This is a genomic window from Nocardia sp. NPDC049707 (assembly GCF_040674855.1).
Classification (GTDB): Bacteria; Actinomycetota; Actinomycetes; order Mycobacteriales; family Mycobacteriaceae; genus Nocardia.
The window spans coordinates 125812-147906 of the sequence record NZ_JBFANN010000011.1 but is presented as its reverse complement, the minus strand read 5'-3'; the positions used below and the strand labels follow the sequence as shown (position 1 = coordinate 147906).

The following is a 22095-nucleotide window of genomic DNA, read 5'->3' as shown; positions in this document are numbered from 1 at the left end:
GTGCCGCGCGGCATCGGGGTTGATCGTGGTTTTCACTGGAGTCCTTCCGGCATGACGAGCGATGCGAGCGGCCGTGCACGCACGGCCACCCGGTACATTCTGGTTGTTCATACTGCCCGCTGCATGGAGTTCTTGTTCACTACCGAAGGTTGGTGTCGCCGGATGGGGTTGGCCGCGTCGAGGCGGATGCTGGCACGGATCGTGGTCGTCACAGCCCTCGGGCTGGCGGTTTCCTGTGGAAGCGACGATCCGGGCCCGACGATAGCGGTCGGCGCGGGCGATTCGATGGAATCAAATCTGCTTGCGCAAATCTATGCGGGTGCGTTGGCGCGGGCCGGTGCGCGCACCTCGGTCATCGCCGATCTCGGCAGTCGCGCGGACTATCTGGCCGCGTTGGACGCGGGCACCGTGACGGTGGTCGGTGAACACGGCGGCGAACTACTCACCTTTCTGAATGCCGGGGCGCAGGCCCGCAAGCCCGAGGTGGCAACCGATGTCGCGGACACGTCCGCACCCGATCGGCGGTCGGTGCCCGAGGAGTTGAGTCGGTCGCTGCCCGAGGGGCTGGCGGTTTCCGATCCGGCCGATGGCACGGACATGCGAGCCCGGGTGCTGCTGACCGAAGCCGCGGGTAAGGACGTGCGCTCGATCGGTGCGCTCGCTGCGCGCTGCGGCGAAATCCATGCCGGGGTCGCACCGGTTTCCGGTGTGCTGCACACCGCGGCGCCCGTGCGGATTGCCGGTTGTGATTTCGCCGATACCAGGCCCTATCCCGATGCGACGGGGCTGCGAAAGGCATTGCTGGACGGTGAAATCCAGGCCGGAATCCTGACCGGGCCGCCCGCGCTGGTTCCCGGTGCGACCGACGGGCTGACGGTCCTCGCCGATAGCGACTACGCGGTGCGGGCCGAGAATGTGCTCGCGGTCTACCGCAAGGGGCTGCTCGACGATCGGCAGATCCGGAAGCTGAACTACGTCGCGGGTGAGCTCACGACCGATGACTTGGCGCAGATGATGCGCGAGGTTCGCGAAGGTGCCGGTGCCGCCGAGGTGGCACGCACCTGGTTGGACGATCACGCGCTCTGAAAATCCCTGGTCACCACGGCCCGAGCGGTTCGCGCTCGGGCCGTTTGCTATGTCGCCGATCACAATTCCGCTCGATATCGCGGTCTTGCGGGCCAACTGCTCCGCGCCGTATATTCCACGTGGAATATTTGATGCGGAGTATGTCGATGGTCCTGACTATCGTGCGTGCTTCGGAGATTCGCGCTCGCATCCGCGAGCGTTGTGCAGGAGGTGACCGAAAAATGGGGCAGCAGACGCGCCCATCGGTGACGCCATTGGCGATCGCCGTGCTCGCGCTGCTCGAAGAGCGGCCCATGCATCCCTATGAGGCGTATCAGCTGCTGATCGCTCGCCGGGAGGACATGCTGGTGAAGGTGCGGCCGGGCTCGCTTTATCACACGGTGACGCGATTGGCCGACCAGGGATTGGTGCTGGCCGAGGGGGTCGACCGGGACGGGAACCGGCCGGAGCGCACCACCTACCGGATCACCGAAATCGGTCGGGAGACACTGCGTTCCCGAATCGCCGAAATCCTACGGAATCCCGCGCGGGAGTACCCGATGTTCCCGGTCGCGCTCGCCGAGGCGCACAACCTGCCCGCGCCGGAAGTGCTCGCGCTATTGCGGGAGCGCGTCGAGCGGTTGGCGCAGGACCTCGCCGATGTCGACATCATGAGCCAATGGGCGGGTATGCACGCCGTGCCACGGCGCTACTGGATCGTGCTCCCGTATCTGCGTGCCACCATCGCGGCCGAGATCACGTGGGTCGACAACCTGATCACCGAACTGGACAGCGGCGAGATGGAGTGGGACGAATACGACCCCGCCACCGGCGTCCGCGTCACCGAACGTCAGCACCCTACGTCCGACCGAGAAGATTCCGAACGACCTCCGGTGCCGCGCCGTTGGGGTCAGACCAGTGCTGCACCGCCGTGATGTGTACCGGTGTGCGCAGCCCCCGATTCGCTTCTTCGCCATCCTGCGTCAGCCGGGACAGACATCCGAGATAGGAACCGAATTCATGACCACCCAACGTAATCCGTGGCTGGCGCTGTTCGCGCTGGTTGTCGGCTTCTTCATGATCCTGCTGGATATGACCATTGTCGCGGTCGCCAATCCGGCGATCATGAAGGATCTGCAGGCCGATATCTCCCAGGTCATCTGGGTGACCAGCGCCTACTTGCTGACCTATGCGGTGCCGCTGCTGGTCACCGGTCGGCTCGGCGATCGTTACGGGCCGAAGAACCTGTATCTGATCGGACTGGCCGTCTTCACCGCCACCTCGCTGTGGTGCGGTCTGTCCGGATCGATCACGATGCTGATCGCCGCGCGGGCCGTCCAGGGGCTCGGCGCCGCGCTGATGACGCCCCAGACCATGGCGGTGATCACCAGGACCTTCCCGCCGGACAAGCGTGGTGCGGCCATGGGGCTGTGGGGTGGTGTCGCCGGTCTCGCCACGCTGGTCGGTCCGATCCTCGGCGGTGTGCTGGTCGACGGGCTCGGCTGGGAGTGGATCTTCATCGTCAATGTTCCGGTCGGCATCGTCGCCTTCGCACTCGCGGTCTGGCTGGTTCCGGCGCTGCCGACGCATGAGCACAAGTTCGACATCCCGGGTGTGGTACTCAGCGGTGTCGGCCTGTTCCTACTGGTGTTCGGTATCCAGGAGGGCAATACCTACGACTGGTCGCCGCGCATCTGGCTGATGATCGGCGCAGGTGTGGTCGTGCTCGCGGTGTTCCTGGTGAACCAGTCGCGCAATACCGGCGAACCGCTGCTGCCGTTGGGGCTGTTCCGTGATCGCAACTTCACGCTGTCGAATGTGGCCATCGCGGCCATGGGGGCCGCGGTCACCTCGATGATGGTGCCGTCGTACTTCTACTTGCAGGCGGTGCGGGAGATGTCACCGACCAAGTCCGCCTTGGTATTCGCACCGATGGCGATCGTCACCGGAATCTTCGCGCCGATCATCGGCAAGATCTCCGACCGGCTGCACCCGCGTATCGTGCCGACCATCGGATTCATCGGATTCTCGGCCTCGATCTTCTGGTTCGCGGCTGTGATGACACCGCATTCCTCGCTGGTGTGGTTCCTGCTCTCGGCCGCGCTGGCCGGTTTCGCCAATGCCTGCATCTGGGCACCGCTGGCGTCCAGCGCCACGCACAACTTGCCGATCGAGCAGGCCGGTGCGGGCGCGGGTGTTTACAACACCACCCGTCAGGTGGGCTCCGTACTCGGTAGCGCCGCGATCAGCGCCTTGATCGCGGGCCGCATGAACGCCAACGGCCTCGGCGACGGGAAGATCACCGAAGGCGGTGCGGGCCAAGGCCCCATCCCGGAATTCGTCAAGGACGCCTTCAGCACGGCCCTCAGCCAGGCCGTCCTGCTCCCCGCAGGTATCCTTCTGATCGGTGTACTCGCGTCGGCCCTGTTCATCCGCCACGGCCAATCCGCCGCATCCGGCCCGAAAACCGACCTGGCCAAGGCCGACACCGTGGGCGTCTGAGTTCTGGGTGCCCCGTGCGCAATTCGCGCACGGGGCATCGCACGTCAGCGGGCCAGACCGGTCGGCTCGGTGATTCCGGCCGGATTGCTTCGCCATTCACCACTTCGACAAGGCGACAGAAATCCTCGGGAAGCTCCTTCCAGATCTCTACCGTGATCGGCTCAGGCTGTGGGTTCTCTTCCCGCGCCCAATCGAATACGGCGGACATGCTGCGCTCCTTGGGACCGGCAACGACTACCGGGCTCGATCCTATTCGTGGCCAGCGCAACAGGCTGGCGAGCGCGCGCCTGGCAAAAATCTAGCGCACTGGTAGTCGTCAGCTGACCTGGATGGTGACGGAGGGGTATCCGGTGGCGCCGTCGGGGACTACGGGGGCGCGGGCTTCGGTTTGGGTTTCGCCGGTGCCGTCGGTGGCACGGGCGCGGATGGTGTGGGGGCCGGAGGTGGCGTTCCAGTCGTAGACCCACTGGCGCCAGGTGTCGATGGATTGTTCGGTGGACAGCCGGGCGGGTTGCCATGGGCCGTCGTCGATTTGGACTTCTACGGCTCGGATGCCGCGATGTTGGGCCCAGGCGACGCCGGCGATCGCGGTGCTGCCCGGTTGCAATGTGGTGCGGGCGCGCGGGGTGTCGATGCGGGCGCCGGTTTTGATGGGGCCATAGGCGGACCAGCCGCGGCGGGTCCAGTAGGCGGTGGCGCGATCGAAGCGAGTGATCTCCAGTTCGGTCACCCATTTGGTGGCGGAGACATATCCGTAGAGGCCGGGGACGACCAGTCGGGCCGGATAGCCGTGTGCGACCGGGAGGGGTTCGCCGTTCATGCCGACGGCGAGCAGCGCATCGCGGCCGTCGGTGAGTACGGCCAGCGGGCTGCCCGCGGTGAAACCGTCGATGCTGTGCGACAGGACCATATCGGCGTCCGGATGCGGTCCGGCCTCGGCGAGTAGTTCGTCCAGGCGGTAGCCGCGCCAGCTCGCATTGCCGATCAGATCACCGCCGACCGGATTCGATACACACGCCAGCGTCACCAAGGTTTCGACCGGTGTGCGCTTGGCGAGATCGCCCCAGCTGAGCTGGATTTCGTGATCCACCATCCCATGGATCCGTAAGGACCAATCGTCAACGGATACCTGCGGCACGATCAGCGCGGTATCGATCCGATAGAAGTCGCTATTGGACGTCAGATACGGCGTCAGCCCCGGCAGCTTCAAATCCGCATCCGGTGCGAGCGAAACCGCTGGTCCACTCGGCTCCGGCAACTGAATCGCCGCCCGCTCACCGGAAACATCCCGCCGCTGTGCCCCGATGAGCCGCCCGCCAACCCCGCTGAGCAACCCCAACCCACCCGTAATCACAATGCCCCACAACACCTGTCGCCGCTGCGGCCCGGCAACAGATCCTGCCGCATCAACCATAGGTTCCTGGGTCGCAGGTCTGGTTGTCCCAGGTGTGGTCGGAGCCCTCGGACTGGCTGAGTCGGCTTCAGTAGCAGCGGTTTTCGGCGTTGCGGGCTGCGCCGAACTCGAGGCCGGGGTTTGCGGCCGGCTCGTTGTGTCGCTGCTGGGTGCGGCTTCCGGTGCAGCACGCACTCGGGTAGGGGCGTGCGCGGCGGCCGCTGCGTCGTCGATGCGGTCGGTCAGGGCGCGAAGGACGTAAATGCCTGCGGCGACGCCGATTATGGTGGGCCAGGCGGCGGAGAATCCGGTGCGGCCGATGGTGATGGCAACGGTGAGCAGGCCGAGGGCGGCAAAGAGCCAGGATCCTCGGGGATGATCTGTTCGTTCGATGGCTCCGATGAATCCGGCGACCAGTACGGCCATGAGCGCCATGCAGGCGAATAACAGGGTCTTGTCATTGGTGCCGAAGGTTTGGATGACCCATTCGCGCAGGCCGTCCGGGGTGTGGTCGATGACGGTCGAGCCGAGGGCGTTCGCGGGTGCGCTGTCGGGGCCGGTGACAGCGGCGACGAGTTCGGCCAAGCCGAGTGCCAGACCGGCCGAGACAATGCCCGCCGCCACCCGAAAGCGCAGTTCAGCCATGATCCGAGCCTACTGCCGGGCGCGGTCGGCAAGTATGACCAATCGGTGACGTGATCGTCAGTCCGCGGACTTGTGCCGCTGGTAGTACCGCGCGACGCGAACTCGGTTACCGCACCGTTCCGGAGATCGCGCCGCTGATCGCCAATTTCCTGGACGCTCGCAGTGAGCGCTACCTGTGAAACACAAAGGCGCCGCCCGCAATCCGCGGACGGCGCCTCGCACAACCAGCGTCAGCTGTAGATCTTCTCGACCTCGGACGCGTACTGCTTCATCACCACGGCCCGCTTCAGCGACATCTTCGGCGTCAGCTCACCGGTCTCCTGCGTCCAGTCGACGGGCAGGATGCGGATCTTCTTGATCGCCTCGGCATGCGAGACCTTCTTATTGGTCTCGGCGACCGCGGCGTTGATCTCCGCGACCAGCGCCGGATTCTCGATCACCTGCTCGATCGGGGTCTCGACGGGCAGATTGTTGCGTTCCTTCCAGCCCGGCAGCGCTTCCGGATCGAGAGTGATCAGCGCACCGACGAAGGGCTGACCGTCGCCGACCACCATGACCTGGCTGATCAGCGGATGGGCCCGCAGCGAATCCTCCATCAGTCCCGGGGACACGTTTTTACCGCCCGCGGTGACGATGATTTCCTTCTTGCGCCCGGTGATGGTGAGGTACCCGTCGCCATCGATGGCGCCCAGGTCGCCGGACTTGAACCAGCCGTCCGTGAACGCGTCCTCGGTGGCCTCGGGATTACCCCAGTAACCATTGAAGACAACCGATCCGCGCAGCAGCAGTTCGCCGTCTTCGGCGATCTTGACCGCATGGCCCTCGATCGGCTTGCCGACGGTGCCGACCCGAATATTGTCGGGGGTGTTCACGGTGATGGCCGCGGTGGTCTCGGTGAGGCCGTAGCCCTCGTAGATGGTGACGCCGACGCCGCGAAAGAAGTGGCCGAGGCGCGCGCCGAGCGGTCCGCCGCCGGAGACCGCGGCCTCACACTGACCACCGAGCGCGACCCGCAGCTTGCTGTAGACGAGCTTGTCGAACAGCGTGTGCTTGAGCGTCAGCAGCAGGCCGGGCCGACCGTTGTCGAGGGCCTGGCTGTAGGCGATGGCGGTCTCGGCGGCCGCGTCGAAGATCTTGCCCTTGCCACCGTCGTGCGCCTTCTGCTTGGCGCTGTTGAACACCTTCTCGAAGACGCGCGGCACCGCGAGGATGAAGTGCGGGCGGTAGCTGCCGAACTGTTCGACCAGGGTGGACCAGTCGGCCGTGAACGCGACGATCACCTTGGCGTCGAATGCGGCCAGCGTGACGGCACGCGCGAAGACGTGCGCCAGCGGCAGGAACATCAGCGTCTTCTTGCCCTCGGCGACGTATCTGTTCAGCGCGATCCGGTCGGACTTCGACTCCGCGTACAGATTCGAATGCGAGAGCATGACGCCCTTGGGGCGGCCGGTGGTGCCCGAGGTGTAGATCAGGGTGGCCGGGGACTTGGCCTTGACCTCGGCGCGGCGTGCGTGCACGATCTCGTCGTCGAGGTCGGCGCCGCGCGCGATCAGGTCGTCGACGGCGCCCTTGTCGATCTGCAGGGTCTCCTCGAGATCCGGCAGCGCACCCGCCTCGATCTCATCGATAACCTTGCGGTGCCTATCGCTGTCGACCACCAGCAGCTTGGTGGCGGAGTCCTGCAGAATCCACTCGGCTTGCTCGGCGGCCGAGCTGTCGTAGATGGCGACAGTGCAGCCACCGGCGGCCCAGATGGCGAAGTCGAGTAGCACCCACTCGTAGCGGGTCGGGGCCATGATGGCGACGCGATCGCCGAGTTCGAGACCGGAGGCGATGAGGCCCTTGGCCACATCGGTGACCGCTCTCGCGAATTCCGCGGCCTTGATTTCCCGCCACGTGGCACCGTTGGTGACGTTGAACAGCACCGCGCCGGGCGACTGCTCGGCGTGCCGGAAGACGTTATCGGAATTGTTCGCGTCTTCCGGGATGGTGTAGGAAGCCTGGACTTCGAACTCTCGCATCAGTGCCCTTCCACGTGGGTTTACTCGCCAGTAATCTACGACACCTGTGACCGGGACGTCAGCTCGGCCTGCTCGCAGACCTATCCTAGGTCGCGCATTGCGACCGGTTGGACCGCTTCTCGCAGGAAAACGGCCATTTCGGTCAGCGCCGCCGCTGCGGGACCGACGAGTGCGGCCTGTAGTTGCGCGACATGCCATAGCCCCTTGCTCTCAGCAAACTGCGCATGAACGCCCGCTGCCCGCAGTGCCGTAACGAAGTCGGCACATTGCGTATGCAGCAGCTCGCTGACATCGACCTGTACATATGTCGGCGGCAAACCCCGCAGTTCGCCGTGCAGCGGTGCGTAGCCGGTGTCCGTGCCGTCCCCGGCACCGAGATAGGCCGCGGCGCACGCGCGCGACCACGGTCGATTGATCACCAGATCTCGGAACTTGTCCGGGATCTGATTCGGATCCACCCACGGCGCGATCAGGCCGAGCGCGGCCGGGGTGTAGCCATGTTCGGCGATGAGCCGCTGTGCGGTGGCGAGCGATAATCCGCCGCCCGCCGAATCACCGGACAGCGCAATCTGTTCGGGGCGGTAGCCGATATTTCCGGCCAACTCCAGGAAGGCCGATTCGGCGTCCTCCAGTCCGGCCGGGTACGGGTGCTCCGGTGCCAGTCGGTAGTCGAGAACATAGACGGCGCAACCGGTTTCGTGCGCCAATCGGGCGGCCAGCGAGCGGTGTGTCGCAAGTGATCCGACCGCGTAGCCGCCGCCGTGTAGGTAGAGCACAGCGCCGGCGTTCAGGTTCGGCCCGGCCGAGCGCGCGGTGATCCGTTCGGCGGGTCGGCCGCCGAGCCGGAGCGGGTGCACGATCGTGCCCGATGGCAGGAACTGTGCGCGCGAACCGATATCGAGCAGCGCCCGCTGCACCTGCCAGGGCAACCGCGCGTTCAGCGTGACCCGGAAGATCGGGCTCAGCAGCGTCCGCGCGATGGGTAGCGGAATATTGATGTCACGCATGGGTTTTCCTTGATTTCTCGCGCTGGGGCAGCGCGGTTCAGGGCAGGATGCGACCGTTCACCGCGGCGGCGATGCGCTGGTAGCCGGAGGCGGTGACCCGGACGAACAGGTCGAGCAGTTTGGCCTCCCAGCCGATCAGCACGCGGCCGTGTCCCTTGCGGACACCCTCGGTAATGGTCTGCGCGGCCATTTCCGGCGTGTGAATGGCCAGCTTCTTGTCGAACAGCGATGCGGCACTGTGGCTGTCGATGCCATCGGCGTAGGTGGCATTGCGGGCGACCGCGGTCTTGATACCGCCGGGATGCACGCACGTGACCTTGACCGGATGCTTGCCGACCAGCATCTCCTGGCGCAGTGCTTCGGTGAATCCGCGCACCGCGAATTTGGCTGCGTTATAGGCGCTCTGGCCGGGCACCGCGATGAGGCCGAACAGGCTGGAGACATTGACGACGTGGCCCTCGCCGGATTCGATCAGCAGTGGCAGGAAGGCCTTGGTGCCATTGACGACACCCCAGAAGTCGACGTCCATGATGCGCTCGATGTCCTTGAACTCCGAGCGGATCACTTCGCCGTGGTAGGCGATGCCCGCGTTGTTGTAGATCTGGTGCACCGTGCCGAAGTGCGCCTGCACGGCGTCGGCGTACAGCAGCACCGCTGCACGCTCGGCCACATTCAACCGGTCGGATTTGATCTCGGCCCCGTACGCCTCGCAGCGACGCACCGTCTCGGCCAGCCCATCGGTATCGATATCGGAGAGCGCGAGTTTGGCGCCGCGTCTGGCCAGATTTTCCGCAAGGGCGCGGCCGATGCCGGAACTCGCCCCGGTGATCACACAGACTTTGCCTGTGAAGTAGGCGTCATTGCGCCCACCTGTCGCCCGACCGCCACCCCGCACGGAATCGCTTCGCGATGCTGCATTCACTGTGCCACCACTTTCAGATCGTTTCGGGAGGTGTCGACGGCCGTCGTCGTATAGGCGGAGACGTCGAAATTCTTGGTCAGCCTGCGGAATTCGAAAGTGAAGTCCGGCCACAGCGTGGTGTTGTTGCCGTGCTTGTCCAGGTACCAGCTGGCACAGCCGCCGGTATTCCACACGCTCTGCACCAATTTGCCCTGCAGGTCCTTGTTGTAGGCGTCCTGCACGGCGCGCTTCACCTCGATCGTGCGAAGGCCGAGGCGATCGATGGTGGCCAGTGCGTCGGCGATGTAGTTGATCTGCGATTCGATCATGTACACCATCGAGGTGTGGCCGAGGCCGACATTCGGGCCGAGTAGGAAGAACATATTGGGGAAGCTGGCGACGGCCGAACCCTTGTAGCCCTGCTGGCCGATCTCGTCGAATACCTCCGCCAGCGTGCGACCGTCCTTGCCCGAGATGGCGTTGTAGGTCGGTGAATCCGTGACGTGGAAGCCGGTCGCCACGATGAGTGCGTCGATTTCGCGCTCGGTGCCGTCCTTGGTGACGATGGAATTCGCGCGCACCTCGGCAATGCCGTCGGTGACCACGTCCACATTGTGGCGGCTCAGCGCCGGGTAGTAGTCGTTGGAGATCAGCATGCGCTTGCAGCCGATCCGAAAGTTCGGGGTCACCTTCGCGCGCAGTTCCGGATCGCGGATCTCCAGTTGCAGCTTGGCCTTGGCGATCAGTTCGAAGGCCTGCATCAGTGCGGGCACCTTGGCGAGGCCGACGACCTGGGTTTCGCGGGCGGCGTAGATGGCGGCGCGAGATAGTCGCTGCAAGCCCGGGATGTGCCGGAAGGCGAGGCGCTCCGGCAGGGTGTACGGGCGGTCCATGCGGGGGAGGAGCCAGGGCGCGGTGCGCTGGTAGACGTCCAGGTGGGCGACCTGCGGGGCAATGGACGGCACGATCTGGATGGCCGAGGCGCCGGTGCCGATGATGGCGACGCGCTTGCCGGTTAGATCGGCGTCGTGGTTCCAGCGGGCGGAGTGGAAGATCTCGCCTTCGAAACCGTTGATGCCCTTGATATCCGGGAGTGCGGGTTCGCAGAGCGCGCCGACGGCGGAGACCACGGTGTCGGCGGTGAAGCTGCCCTGGGTCGATTCGATATGCCACAGGTTGGTGGCGTTGTTCCAGCGAGCCGCGGTCACATCGCAGTTGAACAGGTGCTTGTCGAGCACGTTGTACTCACGCGCGACGCCCTGGATGTACCGCTGGATCTCGCCCTGCTTCGAGAACGAGCGCGACCAGTTCGGGTTCAGCGCGAACGAGTACGAGTACAGATGCGACGGCACATCGCAGGCCGCGCCCGGGTAGGTGTTGTCGCGCCAGGTCCCACCGACATCGCTGCCGCGTTCCAATACGAGGTAATCGTTGCGGCCCTGCTTGCTCAACCGGATCGCCAGGCCCAGACCAGCGAAACCGCTGCCGATGATGATGGTCTTGACGTGGCGGGCTGGCCGGTTGCCGACAGCTTTGTCTGTAACCTTGCGACTCATATAACGCAGACTACGGCGCTACTGAGCATGAGTCAACAGTATTGACCAGCGTTCAGTAGGATGGTCGCGTGAGTAGTCGAGGCACCGCGGAAACGGTCAAGCGCACCCGGCTCAGCCCGGAAGAACGCCGTCGACAACTGATCACCCTGGGCGCCAAGATGCTCGGTGACCGCGCCGTCGAAGACATCTCGATCACCGAAATCGCGCAGGAGGCGGGGATCTCCCGCGGCCTGCTCTTCCACTACTTCCCGACCAAGCAGGACTTCCAACTGGCGATCGTCCGCCACGCCAATGCCGAACTGCTCGACCGCATCACGCCCGACCGCTCGCTCGGTGTCTTCGAGATGCTGCGCGATTCGATCGAGCGGTTTATCGAGTACGTCGCCGAGAACCGCAATTCGTACGTATCACTGCTGCGCGGCCCGGCCAGTGTGAGTGCCGCGGTACTCCCGCTGGTCGACCAGACCCGCAACGCCATCATCGACATCATCCTGACCGAACTGCCCGTCGATATTCCGGCCACCGACCGCCCCCGCCTCATCCTCGCCATGCGCGGCTGGATCGCCTTTGTCGAGGAAACCACCCTCACCTGGCTCCGCCACGAAGTCGTCACTCGCGAACAGTTGGTCGACCTTTTGGTCGAATCGCTACTCGCCCTGGCTCTTGCACTGAATCCCGCACTGGCCGCCGCCCTTCGCGGTTAGCCGCCGCGAGGTTGCTACTCCGGTTCGATTCGGAAGCCGGGTAAGAACAACGCCGGACCGAATCACTCTGGGAGAGAGTGGATTCGGCCCGGCGCTGGTCAGTGCGAAACTACGCGGTCGGCTCGAAGGCCTCGGCGACGATTTCGGCCTGCTCTACGGCGTGGACCTTGGACGAGCCCGAAGACGGAGCGGACATGGCGCGGCGGGAGATGCGGCGCAGCTTCGTGAAGCGCTCCGGAAGGAGCTCCGGGAGGTTCAGGCCGAAGAACGGCCAGGCGCCCTGGTTGGCCGGTTCTTCCTGGACCCAGGCGATATCGGTCGCATTCGGGTAACCCGCCAGTGCCTCGTTGAGGCGGAACTTGGGCAGCGGGTAGAGCTGCTCGATGCGGACGATGGCAACGTCTTCGCGCTTCTGCTTGGCCTTTTCGGCGACCAGCTCGTAGTAGAGCTTGCCGCTGGTGAGCAGGACGCGCTTGACCTTATTGCGGTCGCCGATGCCCTGTTCGTAGGTGGGCTCGTCGAAGACCGAGCGGAACTTCGATTCGGTGAAGTCCTTCAGGTCCGAGACCACGGCCTTATTGCGCAGCATCGACTTCGGGGTGAAGACGATCAGCGGGCGGCGGATGCCATCGAGTGCGTGGCGGCGCAGCAGGTGGAAGTAGTTCGCCGGGGTGGACGGCACGGCGACCGTCATCGAGCCCTCGGCGCACAACTGCAGGAAGCGCTCGATACGACCGGAGGTGTGGTCCGGGCCCTGACCCTCGTGACCGTGCGGCAGCAGTAGCACGACCTCCGACAGCTGACCCCACTTGGCTTCACCGGAGGAAATGAACTCGTCGATGATGGACTGCGCGCCGTTGACGAAGTCACCGAACTGCGCCTCCCACAACACAAGTGCGTCCGGGTTGCCCAGCGAGTAGCCGTATTCGAAGCCGACGGCGGCGTATTCGCTCAGCGCCGAGTCGTGCACTGCGAACCAACCCGGGTTGGTGCTGCCGATGTTGTGCAGCGGTGTGTACTCGTCGGCGGTCTTGCGATCGATGATCACCGCGTGGCGCTGGGTGAACGTGCCGCGACGCGAGTCCTGACCGGTCAAGCGCACCGCGCGACCCTCATCGATCAGCGTGCCGAAGGCGAGCAGTTCGGCGAAGGCCCAGTCGACCTTGCCCTCATAGGCCATTTCGCGCCGCTTCTCCAGCACCGGCTTGACGCGCGGGTGCACGCTGAAGCCGTCCGGCACATTGAGGAAGGCGTCGCCGATGCGCTGCAGCACCGTCTTGTCGACGGCGGTCAGGATGGTCGTCGGCACCTGCTGGTCGTCCTCGACCGATTCGCTCGGCTCCGGAACGTACTTCTCCAACTCGCGGACCTCGTTGAACACCCGCTCCAGCTGGCCCTGGTAGTCGCGCAGGGCGTCCTCGGCTTCTTTCAGCGAGATGTCACCACGGCCGATCAGGCTCTCGGTGTAGGCCTTGCGCACCGAGCGCTTGGTGTCGATGACGTCATACATTTCCGGCTGGGTCATCGACGGGTCGTCGCCCTCGTTGTGGCCGCGACGTCGGTAGCAGACCATGTCGATCACGACGTCCTTGCGGAACTTCTGGCGGAAGTCCACCGCCAGACGCGCCACCCAGTCGCAGGCCTCCGGGTCGTCACCGTTCACGTGGAAGATCGGCGCGCCGATGAATTTCGCGATGTCGGTGGAGTATTCGGTGGAGCGGCTGTTCTCCGGTGCGGTGGTGAAGCCGATCTGGTTGTTCACCACGATGTGGATGGTGCCGCCGACGCGGTAACCGCGCAGCCCCGACAGGTTCAGCGTCTCCGCGACCACACCCTGACCCGCGAACGCGGCGTCACCGTGCAACATCAGCGGCATGACGGAGAAGCCCTCCGGCCCGTCGCCCTTGTCCAGCAGGTCCTGCTTGGCGCGTACCAGACCCTCGAGCACCGGATCGACCGCCTCCAGGTGCGAGGGGTTGGCGGTGAGCGAGACCTCGATCTCGTTGTCGCCGAACATCTGCAGGTAGGTGCCGCGCGCGCCGAGGTGGTACTTCACGTCGCCGGAGCCGTGGGTGGCCGCCGGGTTCATATTGCCCTCGAACTCGGTGAAGATCTTCGAGTACGGCTTGCCGACGATATTGGCGAGCACATTGAGGCGACCGCGGTGCGGCATACCGATGACGACCTCGTCGAGCGAATGCTCTGCGGACTGGTCGATCACGGCGTCCATCATCGGGATGACGGCCTCGGCGCCCTCGAGCGAGAAGCGCTTCTGCCCGACGTATTTGGTCTGCAGGAAGGTTTCGAAGGCCTCCGCCGCGTTCAACCGGTTCAGGATGTACTTCTGCTGTGCGACAGTCGGTTTGACGTGCTTCTGCTCGACCCGCTCCTGAATCCACTGCAGCTGCTCGGTTTCCAGGATGTGGGTGTACTCCACACCGACGTGGCGGCAGTAGGCATCGCGCAGCACCGAGAGCACATCGCGCAGCTTCATCCGCTCCTGGCCGTGGAAGCCCGCGACATCGAAGGTGCGGTCCAGGTCCCAGAGGGTGAGGCCGTGCTGGGTGACATCGAGGTCCGGGTGGCTGCGGAACTTGTCCTTGACCAGCCGCAGCGGATCGGTGTCCGCCATCAGGTGGCCGCGGTTGCGGTAGGCGGCGATCATCTCGAGCACGCGAGTGCTCTTGTCGACGCCGCGTTCCTTGACGTCCTTGCGCCAGCGCACCGGCTCGTAGGGCACGCCGAGGCCATGGAAGATCTCGTCGTAGAACTCGTCGCTGATCAGCAGGTTGTGGATGGTCCGCAGGAAGTCGCCGGACTCCGCGCCCTGGATGATGCGGTGGTCGTAGGTCGAGGTCAGGGTCATCAGCTTGCCGACGCCGAGCTCGTTGATGCGCTCGTCGCTCATGCCCTGGAATTCGGCCGGGTACTCCATCGCGCCGGCGCCGACGATCGCGCCCTGGCCGGGCATCAGCCGCGGCACCGAGTGCACGGTGCCGATGGTGCCCGGGTTGGTGAGCGAGATGGTGACGCCGGTGAAGTCGTCGATGCCGAGCTTGCCGTCACGGGCGCGGCGCACGATGTCCTCGTAGGCGGTGTGGAACTGCCCGAAGGTCATGGTCTCGCAGCCCTTGATGGCCGCGACGACCAGCGAGCGATTGCCGTCCTTACCCTGCAGGTCGATGGCGAGGCCGAGGTTGGTGTGCGCGGGGGTGACCGCATTGGGCTTGCCGTCGATTTCGGCGAAGTGCCGGTTCAGATTCGGGAACGACTTGACCGCCTGCACGATCGCGTAGCCGAGCAGGTGGGTGAAGGAGATCTTGCCGCCGCGGGTGCGGGCCAGGTGGTTGTTGATGACCAGGCGGTTGTCGATCATCAGCTTCGCCGGAATGGCGCGCACGCTGGTCGCGGTCGGGATGGCCAGCGACGCGGACATGTTCTTGGCCACGGCCGCGGCCGGGCCGCGCAGGACCTTCGCCTCGTCGGTCGCGGTATCTGCGGGCTTCGGCGCGCCGGAGGTGGGCGCGGCATTCGAGGCCGGCGCAGGAGTCGTCTGCGGGGCGCGGGCGGTGGGCTTCACGGGCGCGGGAGGCTTGGGCGCGGCGGGCGCGGGCGCCGCCGGGGCGGGGGCCGCTGCGGCCGGGGCCGCGTTCACCGGGGCGGGGGCCGGAGCCGGGTTGGCCGGGGCGGGGGCCGGGTTGGCCACCTGCGCGGGAGCAGCCGCGGGCGCGGCGCTGTTACCGGAATCACCCGCGACTTCGGGCGTGTAATCGGCGAGGAACTCGTGCCAACTTGCATCGACGGAAGATGGATCCTGTTTGTATTTTTGATACATCTCATCGACTAGCCACTGGTTCTGTCCGAACTGGGAAGTTGAGCTGCTCACAGCAGGTGTTCGCCTCATTTCGTTCTTCGCGCTGCGACGTTTGTGACGTGCCCGGCACGGGGATCAGCGGATGCGCGCCGATGCGCCCTCTCTGAGGATAGGCCCAGCAGCAAATCAGCGGACCGACTGACCACCGGACAACCACGATCCCAAAGATGACGACCCGTCCTCATTCGAGAATATTCCCCCCGGTTCGCTGGCCGCCGCCCAGAGCTGGGCATAGTGACCATCGGCTGCCAGCAGGGTGTCGCGCGGGCCGATTTCGGCGATGCGTTCGCGTGCCACGACGGCAATTCGAATCGGCTCGCGCGGCGGTGCCCAGTCGGTGCACCCCCATGACGGTGGTCCGGCCGCGCGCCAGCGATCGGCTTGCTACCAGCACCGATGCCTCGGTCTCCGGATCGAGGTGGCGGTGGCCTGTTGGTTCCCCGCGGCCGGGGTCGGATCAGATGTCGCGGGTGCGCAGCATCCACCAGGCCCCACCCGCGGCGGCGATGGTCCAAAGGATGAGGACAACCAGAGCGGCGGGCGTGGGGGCCAGGAAGTCGCTGTCCTTGAAGGAACCGACGGCGACGGTGCTGACGGTGGCGGATCCGGGGAGCACGGTGACCACCCCGGCCAAACCGATCGCCTTGGCCACGACCCAGATCAAGGGTTCGATGATCACCAGCCAGCCGAGCATCGCCACGACCGCCGTGGTGGACGTGCGCAGCAGCAATCCCAGACCGGCGCCGATCAGGGACCAGCACACCGCGGCGAGGAGGCCGCCGCCGAGAACGGCCAGTAAGTGCAGTCCGAAGTCGAATTTGCCGCGGCCGAAACCGAGCAGGCAGGTGAGGGCGATGAGTTCGACAATGCCGGTTGCTGCCAGCGCGAAACCCGCGGTGACCAGGAACTTCGCGGCGACTAGCCGGTCCCGGTCCGGGGTGAACAGTGCAGTGGATGACATGGTGGCGTAACGGTATTCGGCACCGGCACCGAGTGCGCCGAAGGCACCGGCCACCATGATCGCGGCCGCGAGACCGATATACAGCCCGATGGTTGCCGTGCCCGTGGCCGGATTGGACTTCGGATCGGCGGGTCCGGCGAGCAGTGCGGTCACCGTGCTCGCGACGAGGGCGATCGCGGGGAGCAGGACTGCGAGGATTCGGCTGGCGCGCAGCGTGCTGACCTTGCGGACCTCGGAGTTGACGGCCGGAATGAGGTCCGGCGGCAGAACGGCGATCATCGTGAAATCCCGTGGGGAGTCGGTTGCTGCGGTGCGATCCCGGTGTAGGGGGCGGGCCGGGGCTGGCGGGCCGGTTTGACCAATGACGCGAGCACGCGGTCGGGGTGGATCTGGTCGGCGGCGATATCGTCCACACGTACACCGGCCGCCGTCGCCGCCGCGCGGATCTGCGCTTCGGTCGCCTCGGCTATGGCCAGGCGACCGTCGGGACGGATTACCGCATCGGTGAAGCCCTGTGCGGCCAACATGGTCGCGAGTGCGATCGGCGTCGATGCGGCCACGACCAGACGATCGGGGTGGCCGCGCCGAAGTCGGGCGGGCGTGCCCTGATACACCACCGAACCCTCGCTGACGACAATGATGTTGTCGGCCAGCGGAATCACATTCGCCAGGCTTTCGCTGGACAACAGGGCCGAGCCACCGCGGCGTGCGTGCCGGCGCAGGAAGTCCGCCAGCCAGGCGCGTTCGGCCGCGTCGAGACCGGCCAGGGGCTCGTCGAGAATCAGCAGCTGCGGGTCGCCGAGCAGCGCGGTCGCCAGGGCCAGCCGGGTCTGCGACCCCGCCGAGAGCTCGCCCGCCCGCGTCTTCGCCGCTGCACCGAGGCAGACCATCTGGATCACGTCGTTGACCCGTGCGTCCTCGACACCCGCGGCCGCCGCATAGACCAGCAGATGATCACGTGCGCTACGCGCCGGATGCAGTCCACGCGGCTGCAACATGCCGCCGACGACAACCGCGGATCCGCCGCGCCGCCGCGAGCCCGGCCCGCCGACCGCGGCGGTTCCGGAGGTCGGTTGGAGCAGACCGAGCAGGATGCGCAGAATCGTCGTCTTACCCGCGCCCGCCGGACCCACCAGGGCGGCAGTGGTCCCGGACGGCACGGTGAAGCTCACGTTTTCGACCGCGGTGACCAGGTTGTAGCGCTTGGTCAGGCCGCGAACGGAGAAGGCGAGCGGTCGGCTCGAGCTCATCGCGGCGTGGTCGGGAGTTGCGGCTTGACCGGATCCAAGGCAGGCAGTGGATCGGCGTCGACGATGAGCTGCCGATCGGCGGGCCAGATCACCGGCGCGGGGCCGAATGCCTTGCGCGCGTTGCTGATCGTGGTCTTACCCAGCGCCCGGTTGCCGACGCCGCCGATCACCGCGCCGATACCGGCGGGCACCACCTTGCCGGCCATCAATGCGGCTCGCCTGGTGATGAAGCGGATGATGAATCGCTTGACCAGCGAATCGTTCATGCTCGCCAGGCCCGGAATCTTAGTGGCGAACAGCGTGCCCCAGTTCTTCGCCGAATGACCGACCGTCTTCTCGACGATCTCCATCCCGCTCTCCCCGAGCACGACCGCGAGCACCAGCGCCCGCCGCATCTCCTTGTCCTCGGGGGAGATACCGTGCACAGCCGCGACGGCCAGCGTGAATACCGCGGACGCCTCCATGAAGAAGGTGGTCTCGGCACTGACCGCCGCGAGTGCCGCGATGGTGCCGACTCCAGGAACCGCGGCCGTCGCGCCGACCGCGCCGCCGCTGCCGGTGACCGCGAGCAGGTACTGATTCTCCAGCCGCTCGATGATCTGCGCGGGACTCTCCGACGGATGCGAACGCCGCAACCGGTCCACGTACTTGGCGACCGCGGGCGCCTGCAGCCGGGACCCGGTATCGAGTAGCTGGACCACCGTCTTCTCGAACGTGCCTTTGAACACGGCGATATCCTCCTCTTCCGCCCGTACGCAACGACCTTATTGCACCGACCGCCATCAACTCGTCATGACAACGATGTACCCGGTCGGCCGGGTTCCCGGCGTGTCGGTTGGATCACGCCGGTTCGCGCAGCGCGGGGACCCGTTCCGTGAGCGCCGGCGGTGGCGGCGGAGTGCCGTCGCCGAATGGTTTGCCGCCCAGCGCTTCTCGGCCATGCGGGATCAGCCAGTCGGTCAGCTCCGGACCCTTGGGCACGATCTGCGTCGGGTTGATATCAGCGTGCACCAGGTAGTAGTGCGCTTTGATCTGGTCGAAATCGATGGTGTCGCCGAATCCGGGTGTCTGGTACAGATCGCGCGCATAGGCCCAGAGCACCGGCATTTCGGTCAGTTTGGAGCGGTTGGTCTTGAAATGGCCGTGATAGACCGGATCGAAGCGGACCAGCGTGGTGAACAGCCGCACATCGGCCTCGGTAATAGTGTCGCCCACCAGGTAGCGCTGGGTGGTGAGGCGTTCGGACAGCCGGTCCAACCCGGCGAAGAGTCGATCGTAGGCCGCCTCGTACGCGTCCTGCGTTCCAGCGAATCCACACCGGTAGACGCCGTTGTTGACGTCCCGGAAAACGGCCAGGTTCACCTCGTCGATCTCGGCCCGCAGCTCGCGCGGATACAGCTGTGGCGCGCCGGGGCGATGGAATGCGGTCCATTCGGTCGCGAAGTCGAGTGTGATCTGCGCGTAGTCGTTGGTCACCACCTGCCCGGTGGGGACATCCACGACCGCGGGGACCGTGATGCCGCGCGAATAGTCCGGGAAGCGCGCGAGGTACGCGTCCCGCAACCGGGGGATGCCGAGCACCGGATCCACCCCACCCGGATCCAGATCGAAGGTCCAGCTGAGACTGTCGTGCGTCGGCCCGCACAACCCGAGCGAGATGACATCTTCCAGTCCCAGCAGCCTGCGCACGATCAGCGTGCGATTGGCCCATGGACAGGCCCGCGCTGCGACCAGCCGATAGCGGCCCGGCTCGACCGGATATCCGTCGCGGCCGTCGGCAGTGATGCGGGTAGTGATGTAGTTCGTATCCCGCTCGAACCCACCGAGTTCGATGTTGGAACCGCTTTCCGATACCGACCTGGTCACTCACTCAGTCTGGCAGATCGACGCCTCGGGGGCTGGCAGCCGGCGAAGCCGACGGGGCGGATAAGCCTAGTCTTTCCCAATGAGTGAAACGAAGGCCACCAGGCTGACTCGGGAAACCACCGATGGCGGCGCCGAGGTCGCGACCCTCACCTTGGCCAAACCGCCGCTGAATCTCTTCGATCAGTCGATGTTCGACGCACTCATCGAGGATCTCGCCGAGCTATCGGCCAACCCGCCGCGCGCTCTGCTGCTGCGGGCCGAGGGCAAGCTGGTCTCCGGTGGCGTCGACGTGCACGTCTTCGATGGGCTGCTCCCACCCACCCCGCCGACTCCGTCGGCTGCCGTCCCCCCGGTCTCACCCACCCCGCCGACTCCGTCGGCTGCTGTCTCCCCAGCCGTCGAGCGGGGTGCCGAGCTGTGGCGCACCCTGTTCGCGCAGATCATCCACCCGCTGGAGGCGCTGCCGTGTCCGGTGGTCTTCGCGGCGCACGGCCTCACCCTGACCGCCGCCTTCGAAATAGCCCTGGCCTGCGACATCATCCTGGCCGCGCCGAAGGCGAAATTCGGCCTGGTGGAGACGGTCGTCGGCCTGACGCCGTCGATGGGCGGTCCGCAGCGACTGGCCGAGCGCGCCGGTTCCGGCCGCGCCCGCGAATTCGTGATGACCGCCGACCTCTACGATGCCGCGACCATGGCCGAATGGGGCGTGGTCAACGCCATCCACGATGATGTCGACGCCGCCGCAAGGGAATTGACGAATCGTCTGGCCCAGGGGCCGACCCGGGCGCATGCCGCGACCAAGCAGATCATCGGGGCGTGGCGCTCCGGCGGTGTGGCGCACGCGGACTCGGTGACGCCGGAGGTATCCGGCGCGCTGTTCGACACCGCGGATCTGCGCGGCGCAGTGCGTAGCTTCCTGGAGGTCGGACCGGGGAAGGCGACCTACACCGGCCGGTGACAGCCGGGACATAGCCCCGCACGTGAACGAGCGTCGACGAGTTCACCGCCTATGCCAGCGAAAATGTGACTCGCGTCATATAGTCGCAAGAGCCTGCAGGCTCGAGGCGCGTGCGGAGGATCCATGTCGCAGTTTCTGGTCGAATATCCAATCAACCGTCGGCATGCTTGCGGCGCTCCGCTGGCCCGCGGCGCCGACGGCGTGCTGCGCTATGGCAACCTCACCCCGGCGCTGACCGAACTATTGGATCTGCAGGTGCACGCCTTCTCGACCAGGGAAGCGGTGGTGGAGATCGGCGGCCCACGGCTGAGTTATCGGGAGCTGTGGCACTGCGCCTCCCGCATCGCGGGTGGCCTGCAGGAACGTGGCATCGGCTACGGCGACCGGGTCGCCATCCACATGCCGACGGGCGCGCGCTGGGTGCAGGCATTCCTCGGGGCGCTGCTCAGCGGCGCGGTCCCCGTGCTGGTCCACGACGGTTTGCCCGCTACGGTGGCCGAGCGGGTGATCGCCGACAGCAGTGCCGATTTCGTGCTCGGCGGCGGCAGCGACGAGCTGCCCGACGGCGCCGCCTTCATCGATGACGGTGCGGCCCTTGGTGATCTGGCGCTGCTCTGCTACACCAGTGGCGCCGGGGCCAGTCCGGCCGGTGCCGCCGTCGCGCCCAAGGGCGTCGAGCTGACCAACGAAAATCTGCTCTCGGCAATCCGTTCCGTCGTCGCGGCGCTGGATCTGCCGACCGATGGGTTGCGCAATCTGGTGCTGCTACCGCTGGCGCATGCCAGCGGTTGTGTGGACCAGCTGCTGCCGACCTTCGCGGTCGGCGGCACGGTTGTGCTCGCGCCGGATAGTCGCGGTCTCGCGGAAACCATTGTCTCCGAACGGATCGATATGGTTTCCGCGACACCACGCATCTTCGCCCGACTGCTGCCCGAACTCGCGGCGCTGCGCACCGAGGGGCTGCGTACCGAGGGTATCTTCCGGGTCAGCAATGCGGGCCATCGCGGTGAACGTGCCGCCGACCGCACCGATCCCGCGGATCTGGCCGCTACCCTGCGGGATATGTTCCCGGCGGCGCGGCAGTGGTCGGTCTGGGGTGCGACCGAAACCAGCGGCATCGGCCTGGTCGTCGACGATGACACCGATACGGTGCCCGGCGCGGGTCCAGTGCTCGGATTCCCCTTCGGCGGTACCGAATTGGCGCTGTGGGGGCCGCGGGCGCAGACCGGACACGGCGAGTTGCTGTGTCGCGGACCGAATGTCACCCACCGCTACTGGAACGATCCCGAGACCACCGCCGACCGCTTCACCGGAAGCTGGTTCCACACCGGCGATCAGGTCAGCATCGATGCCGATGGTCTGGTCCGACGTGAACGGGCGCAGGCGGGGTGA

18 protein-coding genes are annotated in these 22095 nt (G+C 66.1%); 7 read left to right on the top strand and 11 right to left on the bottom strand.

Annotation, left to right across the window (positions count from 1 at the left end; translation table 11 throughout):
* The first annotated feature begins 123 nt into the window (after positions 1-123).
* The 3 genes from AB0J29_RS13495 to AB0J29_RS13485 all read left to right on the top strand — a co-directional run bounded on the left by AB0J29_RS13495 (position 124) and on the right by AB0J29_RS13485 (position 3567).
* On the top strand, positions 124-1086 hold the full coding sequence (locus AB0J29_RS13495) for a glycine betaine ABC transporter substrate-binding protein (RefSeq protein WP_364784222.1): 963 nt from the start codon (positions 124-126) through the stop codon (positions 1084-1086).
* Positions 1087-1307: 221 nt separating this feature from the next.
* Complete coding sequence (locus AB0J29_RS13490; RefSeq protein ID WP_364784219.1) at positions 1308-2000, top strand: PadR family transcriptional regulator; 693 nt, start codon at positions 1308-1310, stop codon at positions 1998-2000.
* A gap of 85 nt (positions 2001-2085) precedes the next feature.
* On the top strand, positions 2086-3567 hold the full coding sequence (locus AB0J29_RS13485; protein ID WP_364784216.1) for a DHA2 family efflux MFS transporter permease subunit: 1482 nt from the start codon (positions 2086-2088) through the stop codon (positions 3565-3567).
* Between the two features lie 316 nt (positions 3568-3883).
* On the opposite strand, the gene AB0J29_RS13480 is transcribed toward AB0J29_RS13485, so the two are convergent.
* Positions 3884-5605 (bottom strand): molybdopterin-dependent oxidoreductase, encoded by a 1722-nt coding sequence (locus AB0J29_RS13480; RefSeq protein ID WP_364784213.1) that lies wholly within the window; start codon positions 5603-5605, stop codon positions 3884-3886.
* Between the two features lie 50 nt (positions 5606-5655).
* On the opposite strand from AB0J29_RS13480, the gene AB0J29_RS13475 reads away from it, so the two are divergent.
* On the top strand, positions 5656-5784 hold the full coding sequence (locus tag AB0J29_RS13475) for a hypothetical protein (protein WP_364784210.1): 129 nt from the start codon (positions 5656-5658) through the stop codon (positions 5782-5784).
* 51 nt (positions 5785-5835) lie between these two features.
* On the opposite strand, the gene AB0J29_RS13470 is transcribed toward AB0J29_RS13475, so the two are convergent.
* The 4 genes from AB0J29_RS13470 to AB0J29_RS13455 all read right to left on the bottom strand — a co-directional run bounded on the left by AB0J29_RS13470 (position 5836) and on the right by AB0J29_RS13455 (position 11090).
* The gene (locus AB0J29_RS13470) at positions 5836-7626 is read right to left on the bottom strand and encodes a long-chain fatty acid--CoA ligase (RefSeq protein WP_364784207.1); all 1791 of its coding nucleotides are present in this window, start codon (positions 7624-7626) and stop codon (positions 5836-5838) included.
* Between the two features lie 80 nt (positions 7627-7706).
* Positions 7707-8633 (bottom strand): alpha/beta hydrolase, encoded by a 927-nt coding sequence (locus tag AB0J29_RS13465; protein WP_364784204.1) that lies wholly within the window; start codon positions 8631-8633, stop codon positions 7707-7709.
* Positions 8634-8670: 37 nt separating this feature from the next.
* On the bottom strand, positions 8671-9528 hold the full coding sequence (locus AB0J29_RS13460; protein WP_364784327.1) for an SDR family NAD(P)-dependent oxidoreductase: 858 nt from the start codon (positions 9526-9528) through the stop codon (positions 8671-8673).
* 23 nt (positions 9529-9551) lie between these two features.
* Positions 9552-11090 carry an NAD(P)/FAD-dependent oxidoreductase gene (locus AB0J29_RS13455; protein ID WP_364784201.1) on the bottom strand — a complete coding sequence of 513 codons (1539 nt, stop codon included), beginning with the start codon at positions 11088-11090 and terminating at the stop codon, positions 9552-9554.
* Between the two features lie 68 nt (positions 11091-11158).
* Here AB0J29_RS13455 and AB0J29_RS13450 point away from each other — a divergent pair, with 68 nt between their 5' ends.
* On the top strand, positions 11159-11794 hold the full coding sequence (locus AB0J29_RS13450) for a TetR/AcrR family transcriptional regulator (RefSeq protein WP_364784198.1): 636 nt from the start codon (positions 11159-11161) through the stop codon (positions 11792-11794).
* Positions 11795-11903: 109 nt separating this feature from the next.
* Here the strand turns inward: AB0J29_RS13450 and AB0J29_RS13445 are convergent, their stop codons facing one another.
* From AB0J29_RS13445 to AB0J29_RS13420, 6 genes are all read right to left on the bottom strand, one after another.
* Positions 11904-15698 (bottom strand): multifunctional oxoglutarate decarboxylase/oxoglutarate dehydrogenase thiamine pyrophosphate-binding subunit/dihydrolipoyllysine-residue succinyltransferase subunit, encoded by a 3795-nt coding sequence (locus AB0J29_RS13445; RefSeq protein ID WP_364784195.1) that lies wholly within the window; start codon positions 15696-15698, stop codon positions 11904-11906.
* Between the two features lie 96 nt (positions 15699-15794).
* A complete protein-coding gene (locus tag AB0J29_RS13440) occupies positions 15795-15965 on the bottom strand; it encodes a hypothetical protein (protein ID WP_364784192.1) in 171 nt (56 codons plus the stop codon).
* Positions 15966-16125: 160 nt separating this feature from the next.
* Entirely contained in the window at positions 16126-16908 is a 783-nt protein-coding gene (locus AB0J29_RS13435; protein ID WP_364784189.1) for an ABC transporter permease, read from the bottom strand.
* Positions 16905-17879, bottom strand: a complete 975-nt coding sequence (locus AB0J29_RS13430; RefSeq protein WP_364784186.1) for an ATP-binding cassette domain-containing protein — start codon at positions 17877-17879, stop codon at positions 16905-16907. The genes AB0J29_RS13435 and AB0J29_RS13430 overlap by 4 nt, the downstream gene beginning before the upstream one ends.
* A complete protein-coding gene (locus tag AB0J29_RS13425) occupies positions 17876-18607 on the bottom strand; it encodes a hypothetical protein (RefSeq protein ID WP_364784183.1) in 732 nt (243 codons plus the stop codon). Before AB0J29_RS13425 ends, AB0J29_RS13430 begins: the two co-directional genes overlap by 4 nt.
* A 112-nt stretch (positions 18608-18719) precedes the next feature.
* Positions 18720-19745, bottom strand: a complete 1026-nt coding sequence (locus AB0J29_RS13420; RefSeq protein ID WP_364784180.1) for a glutathione S-transferase C-terminal domain-containing protein — start codon at positions 19743-19745, stop codon at positions 18720-18722.
* Positions 19746-19824: 79 nt separating this feature from the next.
* Here AB0J29_RS13420 and AB0J29_RS13415 point away from each other — a divergent pair, with 79 nt between their 5' ends.
* Both AB0J29_RS13415 and AB0J29_RS13410 read left to right on the top strand, forming a co-directional pair.
* Complete coding sequence (locus tag AB0J29_RS13415) at positions 19825-20703, top strand: enoyl-CoA hydratase/isomerase family protein (protein WP_364784177.1); 879 nt, start codon at positions 19825-19827, stop codon at positions 20701-20703.
* Between the two features lie 123 nt (positions 20704-20826).
* Complete coding sequence (locus AB0J29_RS13410; RefSeq protein ID WP_364784174.1) at positions 20827-22095, top strand: AMP-binding protein; 1269 nt, start codon at positions 20827-20829, stop codon at positions 22093-22095.

Bases quoted from the DNA above. Each gene is read 5' to 3' on its own strand.
- AB0J29_RS13465 (WP_364784204.1), bottom strand. From the start codon at position 8,633: ATGCGTGACATCAATATTCCGCTACCCATCGCGCGGACGCTGCTGAGC.
- AB0J29_RS13455 (WP_364784201.1), bottom strand. From the start codon at position 11,090: ATGAGTCGCAAGGTTACAGACAAAGCTGTCGGCAACCGGCCAGCCCGC.
- AB0J29_RS13415 (WP_364784177.1), top strand. From the start codon at position 19,825: ATGAGTGAAACGAAGGCCACCAGGCTGACTCGGGAAACCACCGATGGC.
- AB0J29_RS13490 (WP_364784219.1), top strand. From the start codon at position 1,308: ATGGGGCAGCAGACGCGCCCATCGGTGACGCCATTGGCGATCGCCGTG.
- AB0J29_RS13480 (WP_364784213.1), bottom strand. From the start codon at position 5,605: ATGGCTGAACTGCGCTTTCGGGTGGCGGCGGGCATTGTCTCGGCCGGT.
- AB0J29_RS13470 (WP_364784207.1), bottom strand. From the start codon at position 7,626: ATGCGAGAGTTCGAAGTCCAGGCTTCCTACACCATCCCGGAAGACGCG.
- AB0J29_RS13410 (WP_364784174.1), top strand. From the start codon at position 20,827: ATGTCGCAGTTTCTGGTCGAATATCCAATCAACCGTCGGCATGCTTGC.
- AB0J29_RS13435 (WP_364784189.1), bottom strand. From the start codon at position 16,908: ATGATCGCCGTTCTGCCGCCGGACCTCATTCCGGCCGTCAACTCCGAG.
- AB0J29_RS13430 (WP_364784186.1), bottom strand. From the start codon at position 17,879: ATGAGCTCGAGCCGACCGCTCGCCTTCTCCGTTCGCGGCCTGACCAAG.
- AB0J29_RS13445 (WP_364784195.1), bottom strand. From the start codon at position 15,698: ATGAGGCGAACACCTGCTGTGAGCAGCTCAACTTCCCAGTTCGGACAG.
- AB0J29_RS13485 (WP_364784216.1), top strand. From the start codon at position 2,086: ATGACCACCCAACGTAATCCGTGGCTGGCGCTGTTCGCGCTGGTTGTC.
- AB0J29_RS13495 (WP_364784222.1), top strand. From the start codon at position 124: ATGGAGTTCTTGTTCACTACCGAAGGTTGGTGTCGCCGGATGGGGTTG.